Origin of the sequence: Flavobacterium supellecticarium (genome assembly GCF_004801375.1) — a bacterium.
GTDB lineage: Bacteria > Bacteroidota > Bacteroidia > Flavobacteriales > Flavobacteriaceae > Flavobacterium > Flavobacterium supellecticarium.
Genome location: NZ_SSNZ01000001.1, coordinates 522,359 through 547,346, shown reverse-complemented (window position 1 = coordinate 547,346; position 24,988 = coordinate 522,359). Strand labels below are relative to the sequence as shown.

The 24,988-nt window shown below is 38.9% G+C and carries 29 protein-coding genes; 12 read left to right on the top strand and 17 right to left on the bottom strand.

Annotation, left to right across the window (positions count from 1 at the left end; translation table 11 throughout):
- The first annotated feature begins 73 nt into the window (after positions 1-73).
- Both E6C50_RS02695 and E6C50_RS02690 read left to right on the top strand, forming a co-directional pair.
- Positions 74-571, top strand: coding sequence for a hypothetical protein (locus E6C50_RS02695; protein ID WP_136401654.1), 498 nt, complete (start codon positions 74-76; stop codon positions 569-571).
- Positions 572-579: 8 nt separating this feature from the next.
- The gene (locus E6C50_RS02690) at positions 580-849 is read left to right on the top strand and encodes a hypothetical protein (RefSeq protein WP_136401653.1); all 270 of its coding nucleotides are present in this window, start codon (positions 580-582) and stop codon (positions 847-849) included.
- 17 nt (positions 850-866) lie between these two features.
- Here E6C50_RS02690 and E6C50_RS02685 read toward each other — a convergent pair whose 3' ends face one another.
- On the bottom strand, positions 867-1,757 hold the full coding sequence (locus tag E6C50_RS02685; RefSeq protein ID WP_136401652.1) for a DMT family transporter: 891 nt from the start codon (positions 1,755-1,757) through the stop codon (positions 867-869).
- A gap of 21 nt (positions 1,758-1,778) precedes the next feature.
- Positions 1,779-2,345, bottom strand: a complete 567-nt coding sequence (locus E6C50_RS02680; protein ID WP_136401651.1) for a sugar O-acetyltransferase — start codon at positions 2,343-2,345, stop codon at positions 1,779-1,781.
- Between the two features lie 104 nt (positions 2,346-2,449).
- On the opposite strand from E6C50_RS02680, the gene E6C50_RS02675 reads away from it, so the two are divergent.
- From E6C50_RS02675 to E6C50_RS02655, 5 genes are all read left to right on the top strand, one after another.
- Positions 2,450-2,923, top strand: coding sequence for an Lrp/AsnC family transcriptional regulator (locus tag E6C50_RS02675; protein ID WP_136401650.1), 474 nt, complete (start codon positions 2,450-2,452; stop codon positions 2,921-2,923).
- Positions 2,924-2,978: 55 nt separating this feature from the next.
- On the top strand, positions 2,979-3,695 hold the full coding sequence (locus tag E6C50_RS02670) for a phytanoyl-CoA dioxygenase family protein (protein WP_136401649.1): 717 nt from the start codon (positions 2,979-2,981) through the stop codon (positions 3,693-3,695).
- 22 nt (positions 3,696-3,717) lie between these two features.
- Complete coding sequence (locus E6C50_RS02665) at positions 3,718-4,200, top strand: DinB family protein (RefSeq protein ID WP_136401648.1); 483 nt, start codon at positions 3,718-3,720, stop codon at positions 4,198-4,200.
- Positions 4,197-4,544 (top strand): DUF4180 domain-containing protein, encoded by a 348-nt coding sequence (locus E6C50_RS02660; RefSeq protein WP_136401647.1) that lies wholly within the window; start codon positions 4,197-4,199, stop codon positions 4,542-4,544. The genes E6C50_RS02665 and E6C50_RS02660 overlap by 4 nt, the downstream gene beginning before the upstream one ends.
- An 82-nt stretch (positions 4,545-4,626) precedes the next feature.
- Positions 4,627-5,214, top strand: coding sequence for a glutathione peroxidase (locus E6C50_RS02655; RefSeq protein ID WP_136401646.1), 588 nt, complete (start codon positions 4,627-4,629; stop codon positions 5,212-5,214).
- 44 nt (positions 5,215-5,258) lie between these two features.
- Here the strand turns inward: E6C50_RS02655 and E6C50_RS02650 are convergent, their stop codons facing one another.
- Positions 5,259-5,753, bottom strand: a complete 495-nt coding sequence (locus tag E6C50_RS02650; RefSeq protein WP_136402063.1) for a GNAT family N-acetyltransferase — start codon at positions 5,751-5,753, stop codon at positions 5,259-5,261.
- A gap of 128 nt (positions 5,754-5,881) precedes the next feature.
- Between E6C50_RS02650 and menD the strand changes: the two genes are divergently transcribed.
- Positions 5,882-7,540 carry a 2-succinyl-5-enolpyruvyl-6-hydroxy-3-cyclohexene-1-carboxylic-acid synthase gene (gene menD, locus E6C50_RS02645; RefSeq protein WP_136401645.1) on the top strand — a complete coding sequence of 553 codons (1,659 nt, stop codon included), beginning with the start codon at positions 5,882-5,884 and terminating at the stop codon, positions 7,538-7,540.
- Between the two features lie 97 nt (positions 7,541-7,637).
- Positions 7,638-7,979 carry a DUF2853 family protein gene (locus E6C50_RS02640; RefSeq protein ID WP_136401644.1) on the top strand — a complete coding sequence of 114 codons (342 nt, stop codon included), beginning with the start codon at positions 7,638-7,640 and terminating at the stop codon, positions 7,977-7,979.
- A gap of 58 nt (positions 7,980-8,037) precedes the next feature.
- Here the strand turns inward: E6C50_RS02640 and E6C50_RS02635 are convergent, their stop codons facing one another.
- A complete protein-coding gene (locus E6C50_RS02635; protein ID WP_136401643.1) occupies positions 8,038-8,361 on the bottom strand; it encodes a YbaB/EbfC family nucleoid-associated protein in 324 nt (107 codons plus the stop codon).
- 145 nt (positions 8,362-8,506) lie between these two features.
- Here E6C50_RS02635 and E6C50_RS02630 point away from each other — a divergent pair, with 145 nt between their 5' ends.
- The 3 genes from E6C50_RS02630 (at position 8,507) to E6C50_RS02620 (ending at position 12,654) form a co-directional block, all read left to right on the top strand.
- Positions 8,507-10,567 (top strand): S9 family peptidase, encoded by a 2,061-nt coding sequence (locus E6C50_RS02630; protein ID WP_394346674.1) that lies wholly within the window; start codon positions 8,507-8,509, stop codon positions 10,565-10,567.
- Between the two features lie 81 nt (positions 10,568-10,648).
- Entirely contained in the window at positions 10,649-11,689 is a 1,041-nt protein-coding gene (locus tag E6C50_RS02625) for a PLP-dependent cysteine synthase family protein (protein ID WP_136401641.1), read from the top strand.
- Between the two features lie 134 nt (positions 11,690-11,823).
- Positions 11,824-12,654, top strand: coding sequence for a CvfB family protein (locus E6C50_RS02620; protein ID WP_136401640.1), 831 nt, complete (start codon positions 11,824-11,826; stop codon positions 12,652-12,654).
- Positions 12,655-12,749: 95 nt separating this feature from the next.
- On the opposite strand, the gene E6C50_RS02615 is transcribed toward E6C50_RS02620, so the two are convergent.
- From E6C50_RS02615 to E6C50_RS02555, 13 genes are all read right to left on the bottom strand, one after another.
- Positions 12,750-14,150 (bottom strand): efflux transporter outer membrane subunit, encoded by a 1,401-nt coding sequence (locus E6C50_RS02615; RefSeq protein WP_211089514.1) that lies wholly within the window; start codon positions 14,148-14,150, stop codon positions 12,750-12,752.
- Positions 14,151-14,160: 10 nt separating this feature from the next.
- Positions 14,161-17,325, bottom strand: a complete 3,165-nt coding sequence (locus tag E6C50_RS02610) for an efflux RND transporter permease subunit (protein ID WP_136401638.1) — start codon at positions 17,323-17,325, stop codon at positions 14,161-14,163.
- A gap of 4 nt (positions 17,326-17,329) precedes the next feature.
- Positions 17,330-18,448, bottom strand: a complete 1,119-nt coding sequence (locus tag E6C50_RS02605; RefSeq protein ID WP_136401637.1) for an efflux RND transporter periplasmic adaptor subunit — start codon at positions 18,446-18,448, stop codon at positions 17,330-17,332.
- Between the two features lie 34 nt (positions 18,449-18,482).
- A complete protein-coding gene (locus E6C50_RS02600) occupies positions 18,483-18,974 on the bottom strand; it encodes a GbsR/MarR family transcriptional regulator (protein ID WP_136401636.1) in 492 nt (163 codons plus the stop codon).
- Positions 18,975-19,311: 337 nt separating this feature from the next.
- On the bottom strand, positions 19,312-19,929 hold the full coding sequence (locus tag E6C50_RS02595; RefSeq protein WP_136401635.1) for a hypothetical protein: 618 nt from the start codon (positions 19,927-19,929) through the stop codon (positions 19,312-19,314).
- The gene (locus E6C50_RS02590) at positions 19,930-20,484 is read right to left on the bottom strand and encodes an HD domain-containing protein (RefSeq protein ID WP_136401634.1); all 555 of its coding nucleotides are present in this window, start codon (positions 20,482-20,484) and stop codon (positions 19,930-19,932) included.
- A gap of 7 nt (positions 20,485-20,491) precedes the next feature.
- Positions 20,492-21,610, bottom strand: coding sequence for a hypothetical protein (locus E6C50_RS02585; RefSeq protein ID WP_136401633.1), 1,119 nt, complete (start codon positions 21,608-21,610; stop codon positions 20,492-20,494).
- Positions 21,611-21,619: 9 nt separating this feature from the next.
- A complete protein-coding gene (locus E6C50_RS02580; protein ID WP_136401632.1) occupies positions 21,620-21,970 on the bottom strand; it encodes a hypothetical protein in 351 nt (116 codons plus the stop codon).
- A 41-nt stretch (positions 21,971-22,011) separates the two neighbouring features.
- Positions 22,012-22,719: a hypothetical protein gene (locus E6C50_RS02575; RefSeq protein WP_136401631.1), complete on the bottom strand. Its 708-nt coding sequence runs from the start codon at positions 22,717-22,719 to the stop codon at positions 22,012-22,014.
- A 10-nt stretch (positions 22,720-22,729) separates the two neighbouring features.
- Positions 22,730-23,422, bottom strand: coding sequence for a hypothetical protein (locus E6C50_RS02570; protein WP_136401630.1), 693 nt, complete (start codon positions 23,420-23,422; stop codon positions 22,730-22,732).
- A gap of 146 nt (positions 23,423-23,568) precedes the next feature.
- The gene (locus tag E6C50_RS02565) at positions 23,569-23,856 is read right to left on the bottom strand and encodes a hypothetical protein (RefSeq protein WP_136401629.1); all 288 of its coding nucleotides are present in this window, start codon (positions 23,854-23,856) and stop codon (positions 23,569-23,571) included.
- A 77-nt stretch (positions 23,857-23,933) separates the two neighbouring features.
- Complete coding sequence (locus tag E6C50_RS02560; protein WP_136401628.1) at positions 23,934-24,440, bottom strand: hypothetical protein; 507 nt, start codon at positions 24,438-24,440, stop codon at positions 23,934-23,936.
- 88 nt (positions 24,441-24,528) lie between these two features.
- Positions 24,529-24,969, bottom strand: coding sequence for a hypothetical protein (locus E6C50_RS02555; RefSeq protein ID WP_136401627.1), 441 nt, complete (start codon positions 24,967-24,969; stop codon positions 24,529-24,531).
- Between the last annotated feature and the right edge of the window lie 19 nt (positions 24,970-24,988).

The following is a 24,988-nucleotide window of genomic DNA, read 5'->3' as shown; positions in this document are numbered from 1 at the left end:
AAGAGTCTTAAGTCAATTGACTGTGGTATTCTCGATCGTATTTCTTCTGAGTTGTAATAAGGAACGAAATAAAATGATCCAAAAAGAAAAGAAAGAGGTAGTTACTCAGGAAAGTGATGGTACATATTTCAAGTTTGATACTGTCGAGCATTTTTATCTGAATATTGCTGAGCATGATGTCTATGAATTAGACAAAGCGAATAGAGAAAAGAAATCACAAGAAAAAGAGATGCTTTTGGAGGTAATCGGAGGGCATACGCCTACAATATTGCCGGATGAAAGTTATGGACGGATGCTTGAAAAAATGCATTTTTCTAAAACAATAATGGATCCATCTAAACATAAAGCAATACGCGAGGTATTTCGTGTGACAAGATGTGCCAATGGATTTGCAGCAGCATGTGAACCTATTTACAGGGATATTTTCATTTTTAAAAACAAAGGAAAAATAACCGGTTTTGCTAAAATCTGTTTTGATTGTCGTTTGTTTCATATCGTAGGAACAGATAAAGATCAAAGTGATTTCGGGCAATGTGGCGGATACGAAAAACTTCAGCGTCTGATAGAATAACAGTGAATATGAAAGTCAAAAGGGAAGTATTGGAAAAAATGGGTAATCGGGAATTGGAAAGTTATCTTGTGCCCGGTAATGGTTTTGTAGCCCAAGCGGTTGTTCTGGCTTTCCAAATTTTAAAAGAGCGAGGAATCGAATTTACAGACGAAGAGCTCGAAAATATCAGAACACTTATCGAAACTAAAAAAGAAAAGGAAGAAAGCCAAGACGAGCGAAAGGAAACACTGCCGGATCCTGGCTTTATAGAATTTATAGTTGCTTTATTAGGACGTTAATAAGGAACGTGTTAATATCATTTAGGTTTCTTACTCAACAAAAATATAGTTGAAATAATACAAATACTTCCAATCCAATCGATTGTAGAAAACGGAACCTGTAACCAGAGTACGGCCATAATGGTAGCCGATAAAGGTTCGGCAGAAGCTAATAAACTGGCTTTTTGTCCACCGATGATTTGTACGGCAGTCAGGTAGCTGTAAAAAGGGATTAAAGTTCCAAAAAGAACAATAAAACTGGTGTAAAGATAGGTTTGGGCATCCCATTGTCCTTCGATACTCCATGGTGCTTTTATAAAGGAAAAGGCCAGTCCGCCCAATAACATGCCCCATCCGATGATGACCGATGACTTATACCGACTTAATAATGCGATCGGTTGTAGAGTATAAATGGCAAGGGTTACAGCCGATGCCAATCCGAAAAACAAAGCGGTTCCGGATATCGCCAGACTATGGATATTACCGTGCGTTACCAGTAAGAAAGTACCGCCCACAGCCAAAGCGATGGCCAGATATTCAATAGGACGTGGGAGTTTTTTATTTTTTGCCGCCAGATAAATCGCGATAAATACCGGTCCGGCATATTGTAAAACCGTAGCAGTAGCCGCATTCGAATGTTTGATTGCCGCAAAATAGGTGTACTGTACCGCCAACATTCCGGTAGTACTAAAAATCAATAGTTGAATGGCATCTTTTTTATTTTTCCAGATTGCCCATAAATCCGATTTTTCGCCAAATCGGGCAAAAAGCAACAGGATTGTACCGGATACAAGCATTCGAAGGGTAATCAACCATTCGACATTAATACCTCTTTGCTGAAAAAGGAACTGTCCGAATGTACCGGAAACACCCCATAACATAGCGGCTAAAACAGCCAGAAAAAAACCTTTGATAATCGATGATGGCATAAAATAGGGGAAGGAAAAAAATTATAATTCGTTTTCTGGGATCGCTTTAATAACACGACACGGATTTCCGGCTGCGATCACATTGGCCGGAATACTTTTGGTGACTACGCTTCCAGCGCCAATAATGGAATTCGCACCAATGGTAACCCCTTGTAAAGTTACTGTGTTACCACCAATCCAGACATTATTTTCGATATGAACCGGTTTGGCGTATTCGATTCCGGCATTGCGTTGTTCGATATTAGTCGCATGATTTACGGTATAGATACTCACATTGGGAGCAATTAATACATTATCACCAATACGGACTTCCGCTTCGTCGAGAACCGTAAAATTAAAATTCGAAAAGAAGTTTTCGCCAACATGAATATTATAACCGTAATCACAATAAAACGGTTGCTTGATACTGAATTTTTCCCCGGTAGAACCAAACAATTTGCGAATAATTGTGGCTCGTGCCGCTTCTTCTTTTGGGTGTAGGCGATTGTAATCGGTTACAAGATCTTCGGCAATATCTCTTTCGGCATCCAGTTCGGCATCAATATAGGTATAGTAGGCTCCGGAAAGCATTTTTTCTTTTTCAGTCATTTTTTTGAGCGTATAAAGTGCAAAAATAGATCAAATAGCATGTGTTTTTTCTTTAAATTTAGGGTCTGATTTGCAATTTTGTTTCATTAATACCCCACATTCATTTGGAAAATCTGGATAAATTTGATTTAGCAATTTTAAAAGTGCTGCAAAAAGACAATCTTACACCGCAACGAACGATAGGAGAAAGCATCGGATTGTCGGCTGCCGCAGTACAACGACGGATCAAACGAATGCGGGAAACTGGTGTGATCTCGGCCGATATTACAGTGATCAACCGGGAAAAAGTAGGGAGGATGATCACCCTATTCGTTGAGGTAAAGATGGACAGCGAAAAGATTGAATTAATTGATCAAGCAAAAAACAGCTTCCGATCCGCGCCCGAAGTACAACAATGTTACTATGTAACCGGAGAAACGGATTTTGTACTGGTAATCGTAACCCCGTCGATGTACGACTATGAACAATTAACACGACGATTATTCTTTAGTAACAAAAACATCAAAAGTTTCCGAACCATTGTTACGTTGGATATCGTAAAAGAAGGATTGGAAATTCCGTTGGACTTTATAATGTAAGTTGTAATATTTCAAATAATTTGAGTATTAGAAGCTAGAAAATAGATCATGAATTATGGAAGTACAAAATACACACAAAAATGCTGTTTCAGAATTAGGATTTAGCTCTATTCCAGGAGTATATTCTAATGATGAGGTCGATGCAATCATACAGTTGATAACAAAGACAGATACCACAAGGGATACTTTTAGAAAATCGAAAGAATTGTTTGCGATTCGGCAGTTTTTAAAGGAGATTCCGAATATAAATGAACTAGTTTTTAATGAAAACTTGCAAAATATTATCAGAAATTATTTTGGAGAAGACTATTTTGTGGTAAAAAGTATTTATTTTGATAAACCGGAAACATCCAATTGGTATGTTGCTTACCATCAGGATTTAACGATTTCGGTTGATCAAAAAATAGAGATTAATGATTTTGGACCGTGGACGGTAAAGCAAAATCAATTTGCAGTGCAACCACCGTTATCTATTTTGGAAAATATTTTTACTGTCAGAATACATCTTGATGATACTGACGAAAATAACGGCGCGCTAAAGGTTATTGAAAAATCGCATGCAAAAGGAATTTATCGCCCGGAAACTATTGATTGGAATACAGAAACCGAAGCGATTTGTAGCGTTCCTAAAGGAGGAATAATGATTATGAAGCCATTATTGTTACACGGTTCAAATAGGACTACAAACCATAAAAAAAGAAGGGTGATCCATATTGAGTTTTCTAATATAACGTTGCCCGAAGGATTGAACTGGTCTGAGCGGATTAATTGAAAATCTATAAAGTAGGATAGGTATGAAAAATGCACTTTCAAAACAAATAGCAAAGCATTTCCGGGATTTACATTTTGGCGGAAACTGGACATCGGTAAGTCTTAAAGAGGCTTTGGAAGACATTAACTGGGAACAGGCGACAACAAAGGTATATGATCTGAATACGATAGCCGTTTTGGTCTATCACGTGAATTACTATGTTAGTGCTGTTTTAAAAGTTTTGGAAGGCGAACCATTGGACGCCAGTGATAAATTGAGCTTTAATCTGCCGCCAATTAGTTCGGAAGCCGAATGGGAAGCGTTAAAAAACAAAACATTCTCCGAAGCGGAACAATTTGCAGCCCGAATCGAACAACTGGACGATACACGTTTTTTCGAGGAATTTATCGAATCAAAATACGGCAATTACTATCGGAATATAACCGGAATCATCGAACACACGCATTACCATTTGGGGCAGATTTCGCTGATACGGAAAATGCTACCGCAAACAGTTGTTCAATGAAAATAGTAACACACGAAGTAAACAATATCCGAATCGCGGAGGTTATTTCCGACGAATGTATTGTAAACACTACTGACGAGGCTTTGCAATTATTGGTCGATTTGTATTATCAGGAGTTTGACAAGGTAATCCTGTATGCTCAAAATCTTCATCCGGATTTTTTCGACCTTAAAACCAAAATGGCAGGAGAAATTCTGCAAAAATTTTCGAACTATCGTGTACAACTCGCCATTGTCGGCGATTTTGACCAATATCCAGGCAAAAGTCTTAGGGATTTTATATACGAATGCAATAAAGGGAAGGCCGTCAATTTTGTTCCGACGCTTACTTTGGCACTGGACTAAAATCGATTTGAGTCGGAAATTAATTATGAAATGTTTAATAATTTTGGATGTATAAAATGTTTACTTTTGATAAAAAAGAAAAATGAAAAAACTACTATTGGCCTGTTCCGTACTGGCACTTTTTAGTGGCCAGATTCAGGCGCAAAATAAAGCAGCAACAGCATCAACCGAAAAATTAACCACTATGAATGCAGAAAACATTTATCAGTTTAAAGTAAAAGATATTGAAGGGAAAACCTTTGATTTTTCGAAATTAAAAGGGAAAAAAGTAATGATAGTCAACACTGCGTCCGAATGTGGTTTAACGCCACAGTACGAGCAGTTGCAAAAGCTATACACAGCGTATAAAGACAAAAACTTTATAATAGTAGGTTTTCCGGCTAATAATTTCGGAGCACAGGAACCGGGATCGAATAAGGAAATTGCGACTTTTTGCTCGAAAAACTACGGAGTGACATTCCCGATGATGGAAAAAATATCGGTAAAAGGGGATGATATGGCACCATTGTACCACTTTTTAACCGAAAAATCCAAAAACGGTTACCAGGATAGTCAGGTAGAATGGAATTTTCAGAAATACCTGATCAACGAAAAAGGACATTTGGTTAAAGTGATCAGCCCGAAAACACTACCGGATAGCAAAGAAGTTATCGATTGGATTAAAAGCTAAGACATATAAAAAGTAAAGAAGCCTCTGTTTTACGGAGGTTTTTTTTATAAAAATAATTGCAGAAATACCGAATCCAGCCAGCGATCAAATTTATAACCGCTTTCCCGTAAGGTTCCGGCGATTTCAAACCCCATTTTTTGATGAAACCGGATGCTGCCATCATTTTCGGCATCGATCACTGCGATCATGGTATGCTTTTGTTGTTCTTTTGCGATTTTGATCAATGCTCCCAACAATAGTTTACCCAAACCCTTTCCCTGATGTTCGTGGTGCAGATAAACCGAATGTTCCACCGTAAAGCGATAGCCTTCCTTAAAACGGAAATCACCGTAGGTTGCAAAACCGGCGATTGCGCCATCGGAAACCGCTACCAGAAACGGGAAGTTTTTAGTCTCTTTTTCGAGAATTATAGCTTGTTGTTGTTCCAGTGTTCGCGGCGCATAATCGTAAATGGAAACACCGTTCAGGATTTCGTAATTGATGATTTCCAGTACTTCCGGAATATCGACTTCGGTTACAGGTCGGATGATAACAGACATAGTATCGTGTGTTGTAGAAAGTAAAGTCAAAGATAGAAAGTTTCACACTTTTTTTGAAGGAAATTCAGTAGACTACCTTAAATTTGTTACTGCGTTTCAGGACGCCCAATTTAAACTACTACTACAAAATGGCATACCCTAAAATACCTTTGGCGCAAAGTATAATTGCGCTTTGTAAAGCCAAAGGACTACTTGATATCATTATTTCTCCAGGATCTCGTAATGCACCCTTAACCATTGGGTTTGCCAGTACAAAAGATTTTAATTGTTATAGTATTGCCGACGAACGTTGTGCCGCTTTTATGGCTGTTGGTATGGCGCAACAACTCGGAAGACCGGTCGCGCTTGTTTGTACTTCGGGTTCGGCTTTGTTGAATTACTATCCAGCGGTAGCCGAAGCCTTTTATAGTCAGTTGCCCATTGTGGTCATTTCTGCTGATCGTCCAACCTCTAAAATCGATATTGGCGACGGACAAACCATTCGACAGCGGGATGTATTCGCTAACCATATATTATATAATGCTAACCTTACAGAAGAGGCTTCAGCGGAAAACGATCTAATGATCAATGAAGCGATCAATACAGCCATACTACAAAAAGGTCCGGTCCATATTAATGCTCCGTTTGAGGAACCGCTATATGAAGTAACCGAAAACCTTTCGGTAGTACCAAAAGTAATCCAGCCCGAACTGTTGGAAAGCGTTTTGCCGGATGTACAGCCTTTTATCCGGCAATGGAATAAGGCAACGAAAAAACTGATTCTTATCGGGACCAACAATCCGGAGACTATAGCACCAGAGATCATCGATCAATTGGCGAACGATGACTCGGTAGTGGTAATGAAAGAGGTGACATCCAATATTCATCATCCGCATTTTATCGGGAATATCGATACGATTATAACGCCTTTTACCGATGCCGATTTTACCGGTTTTCAACCCGACATTCTGGTTACAATAGGTGGAATGGTGGTTTCGAAAAGGGTAAAAGCCTTTTTACGAAAATATCCGCCTCAGGAACACTGGCATGTCGACACCTTACGGGCATATGATACCTTTGGTTGTTTGTCGCAGCACTTTAAAGTTATGCCCAATACCTTTTTTGGAATGCTATTAGCGGAAAATAAACCGGTTGCCAGCGATTATTTGCCCAAAATAGTGGCATTAAAAGCATTACGGGCCGAAAAGCACGAAACCTACGCGAATCGTATTCCGTATTCTGATTTTACGGTATTTCAAACCCTTTTACCCGCTTTACCTGAAAGTAGCCAGCTGCAAATTAGTAACAGTTCGGCCATTCGCTATGCGCAGTTATTTTCGATAGATCCATCAATTGAAGTCTTTTGTAACCGCGGTACCAGTGGTATTGACGGTAGTACGTCGACTGCGATTGGTGCGGCCATTGCTTCAAATAAGCAAACCATTCTGATTACCGGTGATATCAGTTTTCTATATGATAGTAATGCCTTGTGGAATGCCTATATTCCGAATAACTTTAAAATCATATTGATCAATAATGGTGGTGGTGGTATTTTCAGAATTCTTCCCGGACATCAGGAAACACCGGTTTTTAACACCTATTTTGAAACCGAACATCAGTACACCGCCGAACATTTGGCAGCGATGTACCGATTTCGTTATACGGCGGTAAAAGAGCAGTCGGAACTGGAAAAAGCACTACCGGTTTTCTTTAGTGATAAAGCACAACCGGCACTATTGGAAATCCATACGCCTACGGAGATTAACGATAAAATTTTACTGGAATATTTTAAAAACTTAACGGAATAAGCAAGAAAATAATTGCCAAAAATAAGACATATTGGTTTTATTTTGTTAAATTTGAGAGAGTGTAAAAATCAATTAAGTAACACAAAACAAATTTATTATGAGTAAAAGAGATGAACTTATTGCAAAATACGCGGCTGATTTAAAAGATAAATGTGGCGTAACTCCGAATATGGATTTATTGACAAAAGTAACTATCGGTTGCGGTCCCTCTATTTACAATGCAGATTCTTCTACGGTTTCGGGGACTTCGAAATCGGAGTTGGATACCGTTAAAAATAACTTTTTGATCAAAAAGTTAGGTTTAAAAGACGGTCCGGAACTGGATAAAGCCATTGATGCCGTAATAGAAAAATATGGCCGTTCGAATAAAAACAAATACAGAGCGGTAGTGTACTACTTGTTGACGGTTCACTTTAAAAAAGAAAGTGTTTACAAATAGGATAAAATAAAAAAATAGGGCTTAAAGCCCTATTTTTTATGATAGAAAGATCCGTTTTTTATTTGAAAAGGTCCATTCCGGGAATATTCGGCATACCGTCTTTAGCCACTGCGGCCAATTCTACCTCATTTACATTTGTAGCTTTTGCGATAGCTTTGTTAATAACAAGTAGCAGATAGTCTTCCAATTGTTCTTTATCGTCCAATAAAGAATCGTCAATCTGGATGGATTTTATCGTTCTGTTAGCCGTTAACGTTACCTTTAAAAGCCCGTCGTTACTTTGCTCGTCAATTAAAACCGTATCCAAACGTTTTTTAGTGTCTTCAATTTTTTGCTGGGTCTCTTTTAGTTTCCCCATCATTCCCATAATGTCTCCGAACATGTTAATAAAATTAATGATTAATGTTACCGCAAAATTATTAAATTGCAGATTGATTAGTAAACAAAACTAAATGAAAAATCAAATTATTTTGAGTTGCGTTTGTCTTATTTTTGTAACGGGAAACGCACAAAATAAAAAGCCCGATATGGTAAAAACACTAACACCGCCTATGGCAGCCGTAAAGCCAAAACAATTGGAAAAACACGGCGATATACGAACAGATAATTACTATTGGTTGAACGAAAGAGAAAACCCGGAAGTTATCGATTACCTTAAAAAAGAAAACGAATATTACCAGCAAATGACCGCACATACGAAACAGTTCCAGGAGGACTTGTTTCAGGAAATGAAATCGCGGATAAAAGAAGACGACAGTTCGGTTCCGTATCTGTATAACGGGTATTATTACATCACCCGTTACGAAAAAGGAAAAGATTACCCGATTCACGCCCGTAAAAAAGGCTCGTTGGATGCCAAAGAAGAAATCCTGTTCGACTGTAACGAAATGGCCAAAGGACATGCGTATTTTCAGTTAAGCGGAATGAGCATCAGTGAAGACAACAAATGGTGTGCTTTTGGAATCGATACCGTTTCCAGAAGAGAATATACCATTCAGATCAAAAACCTTGAAACCGGAGAAATTCTACCGGTAAAACTTGAAAAAACAACCGGAGGTTCCACCTGGGCGAGCGATAATAAAACCTTGTTCTATACGCGTAAAGACCTGGTTACGCTTCGTTCGGATAAAATTTACAAACACAAACTGGGAACGGATCCTAAAAATGACAAGGTTGTTTTTGAAGAAAAAGACGATACTTTTTCGGTATTTGTATATAAAGAAAAATCAAAAAAATATATTGTAATCGGTTCTACAAGTACGCTAACGTCCGAATTCCGTATTCTTCCATCCAATACACCGGATGCCGAATTTAAAGTATTCCAGCCACGTACACGAGGATTGGAATACAGTATTTCACACTTTGGCGATAGTTTTTATGTGGTGACCAACAAAGACAAGGCGACCAATTTTAAACTAATGAAAACGCCCGAAAATGCAACCGGAAAAGAAAACTGGAAAGATCTGATCGCCCATCGTAAAGATGTTTTACTGGAAGATATTGAAATCTTTAAAAACTACCTGGTGGTTTCCGAGCGTTCTAATGGATTAAACAAAATCCGTATTATGCCTTGGAGCGGAAAAGGAGAGTACTACCTTCCGTTTGAAATCGAAACCTATACGGCGTATACGACTACCAATGTTGACTTTGATACCGATATTTTACGATACGGTTACCAGTCGATGGCCACTCCGTCGTCTGTTATCGATTTCAATATGAAAACCAAGACTAAGGAAGTCAAAAAAGAACAGGAAGTTTTAGGTGGGAAGTTTGATAAAAACAATTATATCGAAGAACGTATTTGGGCCACTGCTCAGGACGGAACTAAAGTGCCGATTTCGGTTGTATACCGCAAAGGTATCCAGAAAGATGGTAACAACCCGTTCTTGCTTTATGCTTACGGATCATATGGCGCTTCAATGGATCCGTATTTTTCATCGATACGTTTGAGTTTACTGGATCGGGGATTTATCTATGCTATAGCACATATCCGTGGAGGAGAAGATCTTGGACGGGAATGGTATGAAAATGGAAAACTACTTAAAAAGAAAAATACATTTACAGACTTTATTGACTGTTCCAAATTTGTAATTGCCGAAAAATACACCTCCGCGAAGCATTTATATGCCGAAGGCGGATCGGCCGGCGGATTACTAATGGGAGCAATTATCAATATGGCACCGGAGCTATACAACGGTGTAATTGCACAGGTACCTTTCGTAGACGTAATCACAACCATGCTGGACGATTCGATTCCGTTAACAACCGGAGAATATGACGAATGGGGGAACCCGAACGACAAAACGTATTACGACTACATGCTATCGTATTCGCCATATGACAATGTTAAAAAACAAAAATACCCGAATTTACTGGTCACAACCGGACTTCATGATTCGCAGGTGCAATATTGGGAACCGGCCAAATGGGTTGCCAAACTGCGCGTTATGAAAGTGGGAGATAGTCAGTTATATATGGATACCAATATGGATGCAGGCCATGGTGGTGCTTCCGGACGTTTCGAATCGCTTAAAGAAGTAGCCAAAGAGTATACTTTTTTGTTAGATTTAGAAGGAATTAAAAAGTAGATAAAATTTTTTTGTTAAATTTGCAGTGTTCTGAGGTTACTTAATTACTGTAAGTAATATCGCTCGACTAATTTATATTTTATGAAAGAAGACATAAAAGCCTATAATAATGTATTGGAATTAATAGGTAATACTCCCCTAATTAAGCTCAATAAAATTACAGAAGGATTAGAAGGTAATTTTTATGCTAAAGTAGAAGCTTTCAACCCGGGTCATTCCACAAAAGACAGAATTGCCGTATATATAATTGAAGAAGCAGAGAAAAGAGGAATTCTAAAACCTGGCGACACAATTATAGAAACGACTTCCGGTAACACGGGTTTTAGTCTGGCGATGGTGAGTATTATTAAAGGTTATGACTGCGTTTTGGCAGTTAGCTCAAAATCTTCCAAAGATAAAATAGATATGTTACGGGCGATGGGTGCTAAAGTATATGTATGTCCGGCACACGTATCTGCAGATGATCCCCGTTCGTATTATAACGTGGCCAAACGTTTACACGAAGAAACCAAAGGATCGGTTTATATCAACCAGTATTTTAACGATCTGAATGTCGATGCACATTATAATACAACCGGCCCTGAAATATGGGAACAAACCAACGGAAAAATCACCCATTTGGTGGCTTGTTCCGGTACTGGTGGAACGATTTCCGGAACGGCTCGTTTCTTAAAAGAGAAAAACCCGGCGATTAAAGTGCTTGGTGTGGATGCTTTTGGATCGGTGTTGAAAAAATACCATGAAACGAAGGAGTTCGATAGTGAAGAGATTTATCCGTATCGTATTGAAGGTTTGGGTAAAAACCTGATTCCAACAGCAACCGATTTTGACGCGATCGACAAGTTCACCAAAGTAAATGATGAAGAAAGTGCGCATACGGCGAGAGAGATTGCCAAAAAAGAAGGTTTGTTTGTAGGCTATACGTCCGGAGCAGCGATGCAGGCGGTGAAACAATTTGCCGAAGAAAACGAATTCACCAAAGACAGTAATGTGGTGATCATTTTCCCGGATCACGGTTCCCGTTATATGAGCAAAATCTTTAGCGATGAATGGATGAACGAACAAGGTTTTTTCGACAGCGTAAACGCCGAAGAAGTGCAAAAAATTGAATTTATAAAATAATATATATCACAATAAACATAAAGACTCCGAAGCCAATTCGGAGTCTTTTTGCTTTTAGTAAATATATTTTCAGATTGCTGGTGTAATAAGTAATGCAATGTGTACCTTTGTGCCTGATAATCGCACAGAATACCATGATTGAGATCGGAAAATACAACACCTTAAAAATCGACAGAGATACAAAAGTAGGCTTGTTCCTGACAGACGGTAACGCGGATATACTTTTACCGAATAAATATGTCCCGGAAGAATATGAAATAGGCGACGAGATTGCTGTTTTTGTCTATTTGGATCACGAAGAACGCCCTATTGCCACGACGTTAGAACCGTATATTTTTTTAAATGAGTTTGCCCTTTTACGCGTGAACTACACCAATAAATTTGGTGCGTTTATGAATTGGGGTATGGAAAAAGACCTGTTTGTTCCGTTTAAAGAGCAGGCACGTCCTATGGAACAGGGAAAACGGTACCTGGTGTATATGTATATCGATGAAAAAACCGGTCGACTGGTAGCTTCCAGTAAAACGAACCAGTTTTTGGATAACAAAGTGATCACGGTGGAAAAAGGCGAGGAAGTCGATCTGATCATTTCGCATATTACCGAAGTCGGAATCAATGTGATTATCAATGAAAAACACAAAGGTTTATTATACAAAAACGAAGTATACGACGATCTAAGAACGGGCGATCGTATTATCGGTTATATTAAAAACATCCGTCCCGATGGTAAAATTGACGTTTCGGCGACCAAATTAGGCTTTGAAAAACTAGAGCCGAGTTCCCAGTATATTTTAGACGAATTAAAAGCCAGCAGAGGTTTTTTACGACTCAATGACGATAGTCACCCGGAAGATATTAAAACCGTACTGAAAATGAGTAAAAAGACCTTTAAAAAAGCGATTGGTGTTTTGTACAAACAAAAGCTGATCGAAATTAAAGAAGACGGTATTCACCTGTTAAAATAAAACACAAAGAAGGGAGCATTATTAAGTGCTCCCTTTTGTTTTGGTTTGCTATACCTGACAGGTTTTTAAAACCTGTCAGGTAAAACAGTATTATATTATTGCGTTCCGCCACCTAATGCTTTATATAGCATGATGATGGCATTAAACTGTCGGTATTTATTATCGATAAGATCCAATTCACTACTTAAAGCGGAGTTCTTAGCCGTTAATACTTCTAAGTAGTTTACAAAACCGTGGTTTAATAACTCATCGGAATAATTGGCTGCTTTTTTAAGCGCATCCACTTGTTTTTCGCGGATTACCAGCTTACCGGTTTCGTTTTTATATTGCGATAATGCATCCGAAACTTCTTTTCCAGCCGTTAACAGAGATTGCTCAAATTGTAAATACGCTTTTTCCTGATTGGCTTTTGCGATTTCGTATTTGGTTTTAATCTGACGTTGATTAAAAATAGGTTGTGTCAATCCGGCTACGATATTTGCAAATAGGGAATTGGTGCTAAACCATTCTTTTAACTCCAAACTCTGGAAACCTCCGGAAGCCGTTACTGTAAACGACGGATAGAAATTACTACGCGCTACATTCGTCATCTCAAAATTAGAGATCAGATTGTATTCGGCAGCCATTACGTCCGGTCTTTTGCTTAATAAATCGGCAGGAACACCAAGGTTTACATCTACATTCATAGTCTGAGCCGCAAGGGTTCCTCTTTCGATTTTACCGGGCGATTGTCCTAATAAAATAGATAGGGTGTTCTCCATGATTGTGATGTTATTTTTCAAATCGGCAATAATCAACTCGGTAGCATATTTCTGTGCTTCCGTTTGTTTTACGGCTACTTCGTTTACGTTTCCGGCGTCTTTTAACGCTTTAATCGTAGTAACACTATTGTCACGGTTGAGCAAGGTTTCTTCGGCTACTTTTAACTGTGCATCCAACGATAACAACTGATAATAGGTCGAAGCAATACTGGCCAATAATTGTGTTTTTACTGCCTGATTGGCTGCTACCGTTTGCAAATAGGAAGCATTGGCCGCACGTTTGTTACTTCTGATTTTCCCCCAGATATCCGCTTCCCATGATAAGTTTCCGGCCAGTTGGTACTGGTCTAACGAACCATTAAAAAAGGAACCAAACTGACTGTTTTTGGCCAATTGCTGGTGGGTAAGGCTGGCACCCACACTAAGCGTAGGCAGGTAGCCCATTTTGCCTTGTTTCAGATTTGCTTCTGCCGCTACAATCGACTGCATGGCGATACGGATATCGTAATTATTCTGTAGTCCTTTTTCGATATAGCCCTGAAGGATCGGATCGGTAAAAAGTGTTTTCCACGAAACACCCGCCAGTGACGCACCTTCGGTAGTCGTAGCATCGGTACGATACAATGCTTCAGTTTTTACCTGTGGGCGCTCATAATTCTTGGCGACAAAGCAGGACTGCATCACCGATGCAGCTGCTATGACAACCATTATTTTATATGATTTTTGATATTTCATTTTCATAGTTTTATAATGCAACATTTTCAGAATCCTGCTCGGCCGCTTTTTGGGCTGCTGTTTTTCCGGTAATACGTTCCTGTAGTCCCTGAAAGATCACAAACAATACCGGAATAAAGAATACCCCTAAAATGGTACCGACTAACATTCCTCCAACAGCTCCCATACCAATGGAACGGTTACCTACGGCTCCAATTCCGTTGGCTAAAGCCAGTGGCAACAGACCAAAGATAAAGGCGAAAGAAGTCATCAGGATCGGTCGTAAACGGGCTTTAGCGCCTTCAACTGCCGATTCGAACAGGCTCATGCCATGACGTCTACGCTGGATGGCAAACTCTACGATCAGAATGGCATTCTTCGCGAGTAATCCGATAAGCATGATCAGTGCAATCTGGAAGTAAATGTTGTTTTCCAGACCGGCCAGTTTTACAAATCCGATGGCTCCTGCAATACCCACCGGTAACGATAGGATTACCGATAATGGTAATATATAACTTTCGTACTGTGCACTTAACAGGAAGTATACGAAAATCAAACTCAACAGGAATACGCCAATCGCCTGACCTCCGGAAGCAATCTCCTCACGGGTCATACCGGAAAACTCGTAGGTGTAGTTATTCGGTAAATGTTGCGCGGCTACTTCTTCGATGGCTTTAATCGCGTCCCCGGAACTGTATCCCGGTTTGGCTTTACCGTTCACGTTAACCGATTTTAATAAGTTAAAACGCGTAACCGATTCCGGGCCATAGGTTTTCTTAAGGCTCACAAACTGACTGATTGCTACCAATTCGTCATTTCGGTTTTTGATATAAATCTTATCCAAACTTTGTTCCGTAGCACGATCTTCCGGTTTTGCCTGAATCATTACACGGTACTGTTTACCGAAACTGTTAAAGTCGGTTGTATATAATCCTCCGTAATACCCTTGTAGCGTATTGAAAATATCGGATACACTGATACCGGCATCTTTCGTTTTTTCAATGTTAATGTCCAATTGGTATTGTGGGAAGTTCGGGTTAAAGTTGGTCATCGCATACTGGATTTCCGGACGTTGGTTTAGGGCTTGTAAAAACTCACCGGTCACTTTACTAATGGTTGCCCAGTCGTCGTCTGCTTTGGATTGTAGTTTAAACTCAAATCCGTCTGCCGTACCAAATCCCTGTACACTCGGAGGTGTAAAGAATAATGCTCGGGCATCTTTAAATTGCGCTGTACGTCCGAATAGTTCACCAACTACCGCTTCAATCGATTGGGTCGCTTCTTTACGGTGCGCCCAGTCTTTTAATTTGATAACGGTAAAGGCATATGAACCACCATTTACGTTGTTTAATAAACTGAAACCAACCACACTCATACGGGATTCAATAATGTCCATAGAGGCCAGAATAGAATCCAGTTCGTTAACGGCTAATTGTGTTTTTTCTAAAGTGGTTCCCGGAGGTAAGGTTAAATCACCCATAATGATACCACGGTCTTCATTCGGAATAAACCCGGATGGAGTGGTGTTGAATAATAGTAATGTAATACCCGTTACTGCTAATAAAGAGATTCCGGTGATCCATTTTCTTTTAACCAGGAAGTTTAACGACTTACTGTATTTGTTGTTCATCGAATCGAATGCCGTGTTGAACGCGGTAAAGAAACGATCTTTTAATCCTTTTTTAGCATGTTCCGAATCGTCATGTGGTTTTAAGAACAGGGCACAAAGCGCCGGACTCAAGGTTAAGGCGTTGATCGCCGAAATCACAATCGCAACGGCCAATGTAATCGCAAACTGTTTGTAGAATACTCCGGATGGTCCTTTCAGGAAGGAAACTGGTACGAATACCGCCGACATAACCAGGGTGATCGATACAATCGCTCCGGTGATCTCGTCCATAGCCGAAATCGTCGCTTGTTTGGCGTCTTTTATACCGTGGTCGAGCTTGGCGTGGACGGCTTCCACCACCACGATGGCGTCATCCACTACGATACCAATCGCCAGAATCATTGCAAACAAGGTAAGCATGTTGATCGAGAATCCGAATAATTGCAGGAAGAAGAACGTACCTACAATCGCAACCGGTACGGCAATGGCCGGAATCAATGTAGAGCGGATGTCCTGTAGGAATACGAATACTACGATAAATACCAGAATAAAGGCTTCTATCAATGTCGAAACTACTTTCGCGATCGACGCGTCAAGGAAGGTTTTCGAGTTGTAAGGGATTACATAATCAATACCTTTAGGGAAAGTACCTTTACTTTCTTCCAAAATATGGATTACTTCGGTCATAATGTCCTGAGCATTCGATCCGGAAGTCTGGAAAATACCAACGGCTACACCTTCTTTACCCATTGCCATGTTTTTGGCACCGTAGTTAAAGGCTCCCAATTCGACAGTAGCTACATCTTTTAATCGTAGGAAGTTTCCGTTTCCAGTAGATTTGATGATGATGTTTTCGTATTCGGAAATTTTAGATAAACGTCCTTTATATTTGATTACGTATTCGTAAACACCATCTGCGTTTTCACCGAATTTACCCGGTGCGGCTTCTAAGTTTTGTTCGCGTAACGCATCCTGAATATCCGATGGTACCACTTTGTAGTTGGCCATTTTCTCCGGATCGATCCAGATACGCATCGAGTAGTCTTTGGCACCAAATACGTTTACCTGTCCAACCCCTTTTACACGTTGTAATTTCGGTACCAGGTTGATACGGGCGTAGTTTTGGATAAACGTCTCGTCATAATCCTTATTGTTTGAATATAAAGCGAAGAACATCAACGCACTCGTTTGACTCTTAATCGTGGTTACACCGGTATTGACTACCGCTTGTGGTAGCTTACTGGTGGCACGTGCCACACGGTTTTGTACGTTTACGGCAGCGATATCGGGATTGACACCCAATTCGAAGAATACGCTAATGTTGGCCGCACCGTTATTTGCCGATGTCGACGTCATATAGGTCATTCCTTCCACACCGTTGATTTCTTCTTCGATTGGCGTTACAACACTGTTTAAAACCGTTTCGGCATTGGCTCCGGTATAGGTAGCACTAACCTGCACGGTTGGCGGTGCAATTTCCGGGTATTGTTCGATGGGTAACGACGTTAATCCCAGGATACCCAGAATGGTTATGATGATGGAGATTACGGTAGAAAGTACCGGTCTGTTTATAAATGTTTTAATCATAAGTTTACTTTTTTACGGGCGCATTTGCTGCCGGTTGTGCGTTTTTACCAGCTTCCTGTGGAACGATTTCCTGATTGTCGGCCAATTTGGTAACACCTTCCACCACAATTACTTCTCCGGATTCAACACCACCGGTTACGATAAAATTCAAACCGGAAGTACCGTTGGTTTCTATAATTTTCGAATGTACTTTGTTGTCTTTTCCAACCGCATAGATCATTTGTTTCCCTTGCATGTCGTAAACCGCATTCTGAGGAATCAGGATTACGTCCTTGGCTTCAACCGGTAAGCGAATGATCCCGCTACCACCGCTTCGCAATACCGATTGCGGGTTCGGGAACTGTGCACGGAACTCAGTACTACCGGTACGGGCGTTTACTAATCCGTTTACAGTTTCGATTTTCCCTTTGTGCTCGTATACCGAATTGTCGGCAAGGATTAATTCTACCGAAGGAATCGCTTTGATCTTGTCCGATAATGTAGCACCCGGGAAGGTTCTGCTAAACTGGATCATTTGTTTTTCATTCATCGTAAAATAAGCGCGAATATTACGGATATCCGATACAGTGGTCAACGGATCGGCTGTAGTAGCGCTTACCAAACTTCCTACTTTATACGGAATGCTTCCAATAACACCGTCTACCGGACTGGTAATGGTTCCAAAGTTGATGTTTGCCGCAATACTGTTGTAGCTGGCTTTCGCACGTGCCAGATTGGCTTTAGCGGTTTCCAACGTTACATTACTGATAATCTTACGATCCACTAACGGAATTAAACGATCTACTTCGACCTGAGCGGCTGCTACGGCTGCTTTGGCCGCACCGGCATCTTGCGACAGGGTGTTGGTTTCCAGTTTAAACAGTACCTGTCCTTTGCGCACCGTTTGTCCCTCGTCGACAAAAATCTGCTCGATAAAACCGCTTACTTTCGGGCGGATTTCAACGTTTTGCTGACCTTGTAAATTGGCGGAATATTCTTGATAGGTTGTGGTATTTTCTTTAACTACTTTCTGAACGGGAAAGGGCATGGGACCACCAGGTTGCTGCTGTTGCGGATTTTTGTCTCCACATGATGCCAATACCATCGACAGGACCAACATGCTAAATATTACTTTATTCTTCATAGGGTAAAATATTTATATATAATTGTAAATAGTTTTAAAATTCGTCTTTGGATAAGGATTCTTCCTTCATACATTCCGTGAGTATACTTTCAAATTTGCTCAGATAATTCATATAGGTATTCAAAGCATTCACAACAAAAGCCGTATGGGCTTTATCTTCTGCCGGATAGGTGAGCTCATAGGATTTTACACGGTTGAGCATGTTTTTCTCGGATTCAATAAATTTCAGATGATTCTGAATGCGTTCGTTGGGAGGGGAGGGCAAAAAATACTTTTTACGATCACCGGTTTTTGTGTAATAACTGATTTTTCCCAGCTTGAGTAATAAATTGATGTTGGTCGATATCGTGCTTTTGCTGGCACATCCCTGATCGACCAATTCTTCGAATGTCATGCCCTTATCGCGGGCATTCATAATTAATAATCCTAATATTCGGGCCGCACAGGGCGGTAGATGATAATACGTTTCAAAGTGTATCCCGAATAGTTCTATTAATTCTTCTTTTTCTTCCTGCTGTTTATTCATGGGGATTGATTTTGGTTCGCAAAGATACGATTAGTTTGGTTAAAACCGAACCAACCGAACTTTGTGAAAGCGTTAAAAAATACTTAATATTTTGACGCTGCGTCAGCCGTAAAAAAAAAAGAATCTGAATATTAGGATATTACTACTATTCAGATTCAAAAAACATTGAACTAATTTACAACAAAAATGAATTAAAAAAGCATTTTCTTGTTAAGAAATGATTGTCATAAGCCTATTTCTGTGATATTGTCATTCAATTAGGATGTCTTTTTTTGGGTTTTATTTCTTTTTAACGCATTCTTTGATAATAAAAAGCGTCGCGCTGGTTTGTTATTTTTTAAAGAGTTCCAAACACCACTATATAAGTGGCATAATTCAGTTTATCCTCAAACCATGTTATAAATTGCGTTTTAAATTCCAGTACTTTCGGGTCGTCTGTTTTTGATTGCTTTATTCGTTCCAGTATTATTTGGCAAGTTGGATTGTCAAAATAATTATAACCACAATGATCTAAAGAGTTTTCGATCAGTTTATTCCATGGATTTTGGATAGGAAAAACGGAGTTGAATTCGTCCAGGATAAGGTCAAAATCGTAGTCCGCAATAAAGACATCGTTTCGCTTTTTGGTTTTATAATAATTTATGTCATTATCGGCCGGCCATATACTAAACCCGATTTCATTTCGAGATGTTGGCTTTTCTCTTGTGGAGATTCGTACGGTTCTATCATTAATTCGTTCGATCGCTTTAGTAGTGTCATATTTACATAATTCATAATACTCCTTGGCGGTTTCATAATCACATTCTGCTTCAAATACTATTGCTCTTATTTTGTTGTGGTGAAATGCTTGTTCACTGGCGTCAATATCACCGTTATTTTCTTTTAAAAGTTGTATCGCAACGTCCAATGGAATTGCAGTTCTACTCCGTAATATTTTTATTTTAGTTGAATCCATTTAGTATTTATTCTTGTAAAGATCTATTTTGTCTAATAGTCTTTTTGCCAAATAGGCGTTGCCGTCTTTTAAATAGGTATAAATAACTTTTGCTTCTTCCCGGTATTTTTCCTTTTTCGATTGGTCCCAATAATAGGGTGGCGCATATAAATTGCAGATTCTATCGGCCATTTTAACCGCCCAGATTTCTTTAGGTTGTGCTTTTATCCGGTTTAAACTATCGACCATTTGAAGTTCTCTTTCAAGCTGCGTGTTTTTGGTTAAGGCCAGTACGCCTTCCAGAACCGGTTTCCCATAGTCTTTTTCCAATTCTTCGATACTAAGATCGGTATCTTCTATGGTATCGTGTAAAAGAGCACATTTTACGGCAAGCGCTACGTCGAAGTCTAAAGTGTTTTTTGAAGCATTTATAATTTCGAATACAACACTACCGATATGATTGATATATTCGATTTTTTCGCCTTTATTTTGCCCGCCATAGGTTTGTCCGCTATGTAAAATACTAACTTTTTGCCATAAGTCTTGTAAATCATCAATGGTAAACGTATTGTTCATTTTAGGTTTAATTTTTTAATTCATCGTCTGTATTCCAATAATCGCCAACGCCTATATATTCGATTTCTTTTTTAGCGAAAAATTTTTCGTAAACCTTATCTTCTTCCCGGATGGTTTTTATGTCATCTTCAATTCTGTGCTTTTCAAAATACCATTCTTTCCAGGTGTTTAGGTTGGTCCAACGAATGGTTGTATCGAAATGTTCCACCTGAATACCTTTTACCCATCCGCTACACGAAGGAACGCCACAGCAACATGAAAAGATAAAGTATTCTCCATTCTGTACCATACTTTTTAGAAATTCCGAAATATCAATGATGTCGCTTTCTGCATAGGGCTTTTCAGCGTTGATCCGGATTTCAAATTTTCCCTGCATATAGACCTCGTTCTCATCATATATCGATTGTGAAGCCGTAACAACCAACTCTATACAAATGGTATCATATATTTGCGCCTCCAGCCAATCGTTTAGTTGTTTTAATTTCTCGGGGGCAATATGACTTTTGTAATTTAAAATCTGCTGTAGTAATTCCTGATAATCTTCTACATCGTAATGCCGTTCTTTTGGATCCTCACCTTCACTGATTATTTCGTCATGACGTAGTATCATTTCATTTGCTTTTTCAACATAAAAATCGGCAAGGAGCTGTTTGGAATCAGCATAGTTGTCGACTACGTATTCTTCAAAAAGGCAATTCCAACGCGTAAAGTCCCGGGTACTTCTGAAATTTAACGTTCCATTTATAATTTCATACCGACTGATTATGTCATCCCAGAGTATATAAAATAAGGCATCTTCCAAATAGGTCGCCATAGTCGAAAAAAAATCATTGAAATCGCTACCAAAGCCCGATTTGCTGCCACTTTGTAGCGATATATAGATACCGGGTTCATTGAAATCGATTATCCGGTCTGTTGCAAAAAGAGAAATTCGCTCAATTTTCCCGTCTTCTGAGTTTATGATAAACGTATTGGAAAAAATACCTTGTGCATTGGTATTGTTTCCCTGATTGACGATGGTATATTTTTTTAAAAAAGCAGCTTCTTTATTTTTACGAACCCGCAAAATAGTCCCGGAATTAATAATTCCTGGTTTAAGCTGATACAGATCGTTTGTTATTCCCATTTGTTGCTTTTAAATTAGGGGCATTCCAATACTTTTTCCGAAGAATCGATCTCGTGCATGATCGTACGTGAGTTTTTCCTTTTTGATGATCCAGGCAATTTCAAACAAACCGGATAGATTTGCCATTGCGAGGAATCGGGTAGATTCCTCCATTGAACAAAAAAATTCGGCTCGTTCCGAAACGGCATAGCCTTTACCATTATCGGTTAACGTTACAATAGCTATAGTTTTGGCATCATCACCGGACATTCCGAACTCGGTATCCCATTTCCATCGTAGGTTGTCGGTCGCGCCAACCAAAATAACATTTTTGTCAATATCGATCCAATTGACTACAAGGTGTGTAAGTGACTCGCTCATTTTATTTTGTATTATTAGGATATTAGGGGGCGTTTTTAGGTTTAATTTACTTTCGGACTTACCCATCCGGAGTAGACGCTTTGGTCAAATAAAATTTCGGTATCAATAGGGCGGAAATCAAATCCGGTCAGTTTATTTTCCTCAATGGCATTTTTTACTTTTTCGTTACAGATTAAGCCTATTCCAAAAGCGGGAGTGATATCAAAACACCCGGCGATTTTTAAAGATTTCGACGTTAAATCCCAACCGACTTCATCCGCATTGTCATCAAATAATGTTCTATATTTAGCTTTATAATCTTCAAAGTCGTTTACAGCTATTATCGCTCCCGATTTTTCATAAATATCGTTGTATTCAATAAATTCTGATTTTTTAAAATCTATTTTGCTTATAGCGCCATATTCGTACCAAAGAAAACGGTAGGGATGAGGCGTTCCGCGTCGGAAAATAGTCATGGGATGAAAACTACCGTTTATTGTAAAGGCTTCTAAAATCTGAGAACATTTTTCACTGAGAAATAAACCACTGGATGTGATGACAAAATTATTAGAAACACAGTCTGAAAGCCTCGAATTATTATGCAAAACAAAATTATTAAGGTCGGGAATATCATCTTCTGATTTCCATTTGCTTATGATACCCCATTGCGAAGCTCTTGCTTCATGAAAACCGATTTTTAATTCTTTTACCTGAGGATATTTACCTATTATCTTCGAATCGGTTTCTTGTCTTATTTCAAAGTGTTTCATACTTAATTATTTAATCGTAATCCGCTATTTGAACTTTTAGCCAATCTTTTAAGACATTAAATTCTTCTATCGTAATCGTATTTTTGTAATTTGAAAGGCTATCGAGTAATTCTTCATACTCGTCTACATCATACAAATCTTTTGGATTTTCGCCATCTTCAATCATTTCATTATGCCGTACTAGCATTTCGTATGTTTGATCAGCATAATAATCGCCAATAATTGGCTCGGCATCGGTATAATTTGCTTTTAAGTATTTTCCAAAATTATAATTCCAAACACTAAAATCACGAGTATTTTTATGATACAATGTTCCATTTGTGATTTCATACCGATCGATTATAAAATCCCAGATCACGTAGAATAGGGAATCTTCCAAATAGGCAGCCATCTCATTTATAAGCACATCAAAATCGCTTCCGAAACCATTTTTACTGCTATCCTGTATGGATATATAAATACCAGGTTCTTTAAAATCGATGATTCTTTCTGTGGCATAAAGGGCATATCTTCTCACTTTTCCATCCGGAGCGTTTATGACGAATGTATTGGAAAAAATACCGTGCCCGTCATTGGTATAATCGATTTGAGGATCGGTGTATTTTTCTAAAAAAGCAGTCTCTTTTTCTCTTCGAACCCGTAGGATGGCACCACAATTTATGACTTTGGGTTTCAACTGATAGACTTCATGTAGTGTTCCCATTTCTGTTTGTAATTGGAAGTACAAACATATCGTTTTATTTCATTTTTTTGTGAAATTTTTTAAAATATTCGTATTTAATCTGATCTCGCGGATTTGTAATCCGTGATATCAAGGTATACACTGTGATCAATTGTTCTTTTATTTGATCAATCTTTTCTGAAGAAAGGATGCGACATCATTAAATTCCCGGTTATCAATAGAAGCAGAATAATCGGTTCCGGCATAAACAGCAATCGTATTCTCATTTTATCAATAACCGTTTGACTCCAAAAATCAAAATAGTTCAAATAAAAGACATTAATACGATCCGGTTGATGCTTTACTTTATTGCCTTCTGCGAATAAATGAGCTGCCGGCGGAATAAGTATTCGTATTCCCGAATCGGCAAACTTAACTTCGTATTCTTCATTTTTGATCATATTGGAACAACTCAAATTCTCCGGATTTAAATAGTAAATGATTGTAATGATTTTGAAATTTGAGAGGCAGGCACCAAAAGCAACCGTCTTTATTATCTGAATTGGTGCTGTTTTCGGATCAATTCAATTATCGGGACAAACAGTTCTATTGCTTCCGTTGCCGCTCTCCAGGTATAATCGATGTTTTTATCGGCCAAAAGGAAGCCAAATTTCCATTCGGAACAATCCAGAATGATTGCTTTTTCATTCCGTATGCTTTCGGGTAATTGTATTTGTTTCAGTTTTAACAATTGCTCTTTTAATAGTGCAATGTCGCTTTCGGAAAGCTTTTTTTCATCCGTTATGATTCGAAGTCGGTCCAGATTGTAAATCCCGTTGATCCATTGTGAAAAGTTGTATTCGGTGTCCCATTGTCTGAATCTTGAAAGGATCGTGCCGTCTGGGGTTTCAATTATAATTATTTTATATGGAAAACCACGAATTGGCGGTACTTCTGAAAAATAAGCGATAATTTTTTCTCCTTCCTTCAAATCAAATTGGTCAATCTCAATTTGGGCCGCCTGATATACGGCTTGGTCATCATTTGTGAGTCGTTCCATTTTGTTATGTTCTTTTTTGTCCTTTATCCGGACGGATTTTAAGGTAAAAAATTTCAGTTGATCATTAGATAGGAGTAAGCCTTTCCGGTTATTCTAAGTCAATTTTAAAATCTTCTTTGAGAAATTCTCTAAAGTCAGCCCATTCCACTTCATTATGATGCCCACACCATGGGTGAGCATCATTGAAGTCGAATATTTTAGCAAAATCTTCTGACGACTTATCACAACATAGTAGGAACTCATGATGCGATCCCCATTCACCAATGACCAGAAATAGTTTATCATTTTTGGTAAGTTGGTTGGCATCCCGTCGTTCCAAAAATTCATCGTCAAACATTTTTGTCCATGATTCGGTGTTGGATAATGCTCTTGAAAGACTATATAAATCGCCAACGTCTAATTTTTGAACATTGTCGGTATAGATTCGTGGCACTTCAAGGTTTTGATCAAGGTATTCCGAATCGAAATAAGGAGCGTAAATTTGCTTTAATCGTTCCGTTACTTCCTTGTTGATTTCTCCGTGGTTCATAAATCCTCGGTTTGTTTCA

Coding starts and splice junctions, on each gene's coding strand:
- E6C50_RS02695 (WP_136401654.1), top strand. CDS start 74: ATGATCCAAAAAGAAAAGAAAGAGGTAGTTACTCAGGAAAGTGATGGT.
- E6C50_RS02690 (WP_136401653.1), top strand. CDS start 580: ATGAAAGTCAAAAGGGAAGTATTGGAAAAAATGGGTAATCGGGAATTG.
- E6C50_RS02685 (WP_136401652.1), bottom strand. CDS start 1,757: ATGCCATCATCGATTATCAAAGGTTTTTTTCTGGCTGTTTTAGCCGCT.
- E6C50_RS02680 (WP_136401651.1), bottom strand. CDS start 2,345: ATGACTGAAAAAGAAAAAATGCTTTCCGGAGCCTACTATACCTATATT.
- E6C50_RS02670 (WP_136401649.1), top strand. CDS start 2,979: ATGGAAGTACAAAATACACACAAAAATGCTGTTTCAGAATTAGGATTT.
- E6C50_RS02665 (WP_136401648.1), top strand. CDS start 3,718: ATGAAAAATGCACTTTCAAAACAAATAGCAAAGCATTTCCGGGATTTA.
- E6C50_RS02660 (WP_136401647.1), top strand. CDS start 4,197: ATGAAAATAGTAACACACGAAGTAAACAATATCCGAATCGCGGAGGTT.
- E6C50_RS02655 (WP_136401646.1), top strand. CDS start 4,627: ATGAAAAAACTACTATTGGCCTGTTCCGTACTGGCACTTTTTAGTGGC.
- E6C50_RS02650 (WP_136402063.1), bottom strand. CDS start 5,753: ATGTCTGTTATCATCCGACCTGTAACCGAAGTCGATATTCCGGAAGTA.
- menD (WP_136401645.1), top strand. CDS start 5,882: ATGGCATACCCTAAAATACCTTTGGCGCAAAGTATAATTGCGCTTTGT.
- E6C50_RS02640 (WP_136401644.1), top strand. CDS start 7,638: ATGAGTAAAAGAGATGAACTTATTGCAAAATACGCGGCTGATTTAAAA.
- E6C50_RS02635 (WP_136401643.1), bottom strand. CDS start 8,361: ATGTTCGGAGACATTATGGGAATGATGGGGAAACTAAAAGAGACCCAG.
- E6C50_RS02630 (WP_394346674.1), top strand. CDS start 8,507: ATGGTAAAAACACTAACACCGCCTATGGCAGCCGTAAAGCCAAAACAA.
- E6C50_RS02625 (WP_136401641.1), top strand. CDS start 10,649: ATGAAAGAAGACATAAAAGCCTATAATAATGTATTGGAATTAATAGGT.
- E6C50_RS02620 (WP_136401640.1), top strand. CDS start 11,824: ATGATTGAGATCGGAAAATACAACACCTTAAAAATCGACAGAGATACA.
- E6C50_RS02615 (WP_211089514.1), bottom strand. CDS start 14,150: ATGAAATATCAAAAATCATATAAAATAATGGTTGTCATAGCAGCTGCA.
- E6C50_RS02610 (WP_136401638.1), bottom strand. CDS start 17,325: ATGATTAAAACATTTATAAACAGACCGGTACTTTCTACCGTAATCTCC.
- E6C50_RS02605 (WP_136401637.1), bottom strand. CDS start 18,448: ATGAAGAATAAAGTAATATTTAGCATGTTGGTCCTGTCGATGGTATTG.
- E6C50_RS02600 (WP_136401636.1), bottom strand. CDS start 18,974: ATGAATAAACAGCAGGAAGAAAAAGAAGAATTAATAGAACTATTCGGG.
- E6C50_RS02595 (WP_136401635.1), bottom strand. CDS start 19,929: ATGGATTCAACTAAAATAAAAATATTACGGAGTAGAACTGCAATTCCA.
- E6C50_RS02590 (WP_136401634.1), bottom strand. CDS start 20,484: ATGAACAATACGTTTACCATTGATGATTTACAAGACTTATGGCAAAAA.
- E6C50_RS02585 (WP_136401633.1), bottom strand. CDS start 21,610: ATGGGAATAACAAACGATCTGTATCAGCTTAAACCAGGAATTATTAAT.
- E6C50_RS02580 (WP_136401632.1), bottom strand. CDS start 21,970: ATGAGCGAGTCACTTACACACCTTGTAGTCAATTGGATCGATATTGAC.
- E6C50_RS02575 (WP_136401631.1), bottom strand. CDS start 22,719: ATGAAACACTTTGAAATAAGACAAGAAACCGATTCGAAGATAATAGGT.
- E6C50_RS02570 (WP_136401630.1), bottom strand. CDS start 23,422: ATGGGAACACTACATGAAGTCTATCAGTTGAAACCCAAAGTCATAAAT.
- E6C50_RS02560 (WP_136401628.1), bottom strand. CDS start 24,440: ATGGAACGACTCACAAATGATGACCAAGCCGTATATCAGGCGGCCCAA.
- E6C50_RS02555 (WP_136401627.1), bottom strand. CDS start 24,969: ATGAACCACGGAGAAATCAACAAGGAAGTAACGGAACGATTAAAGCAA.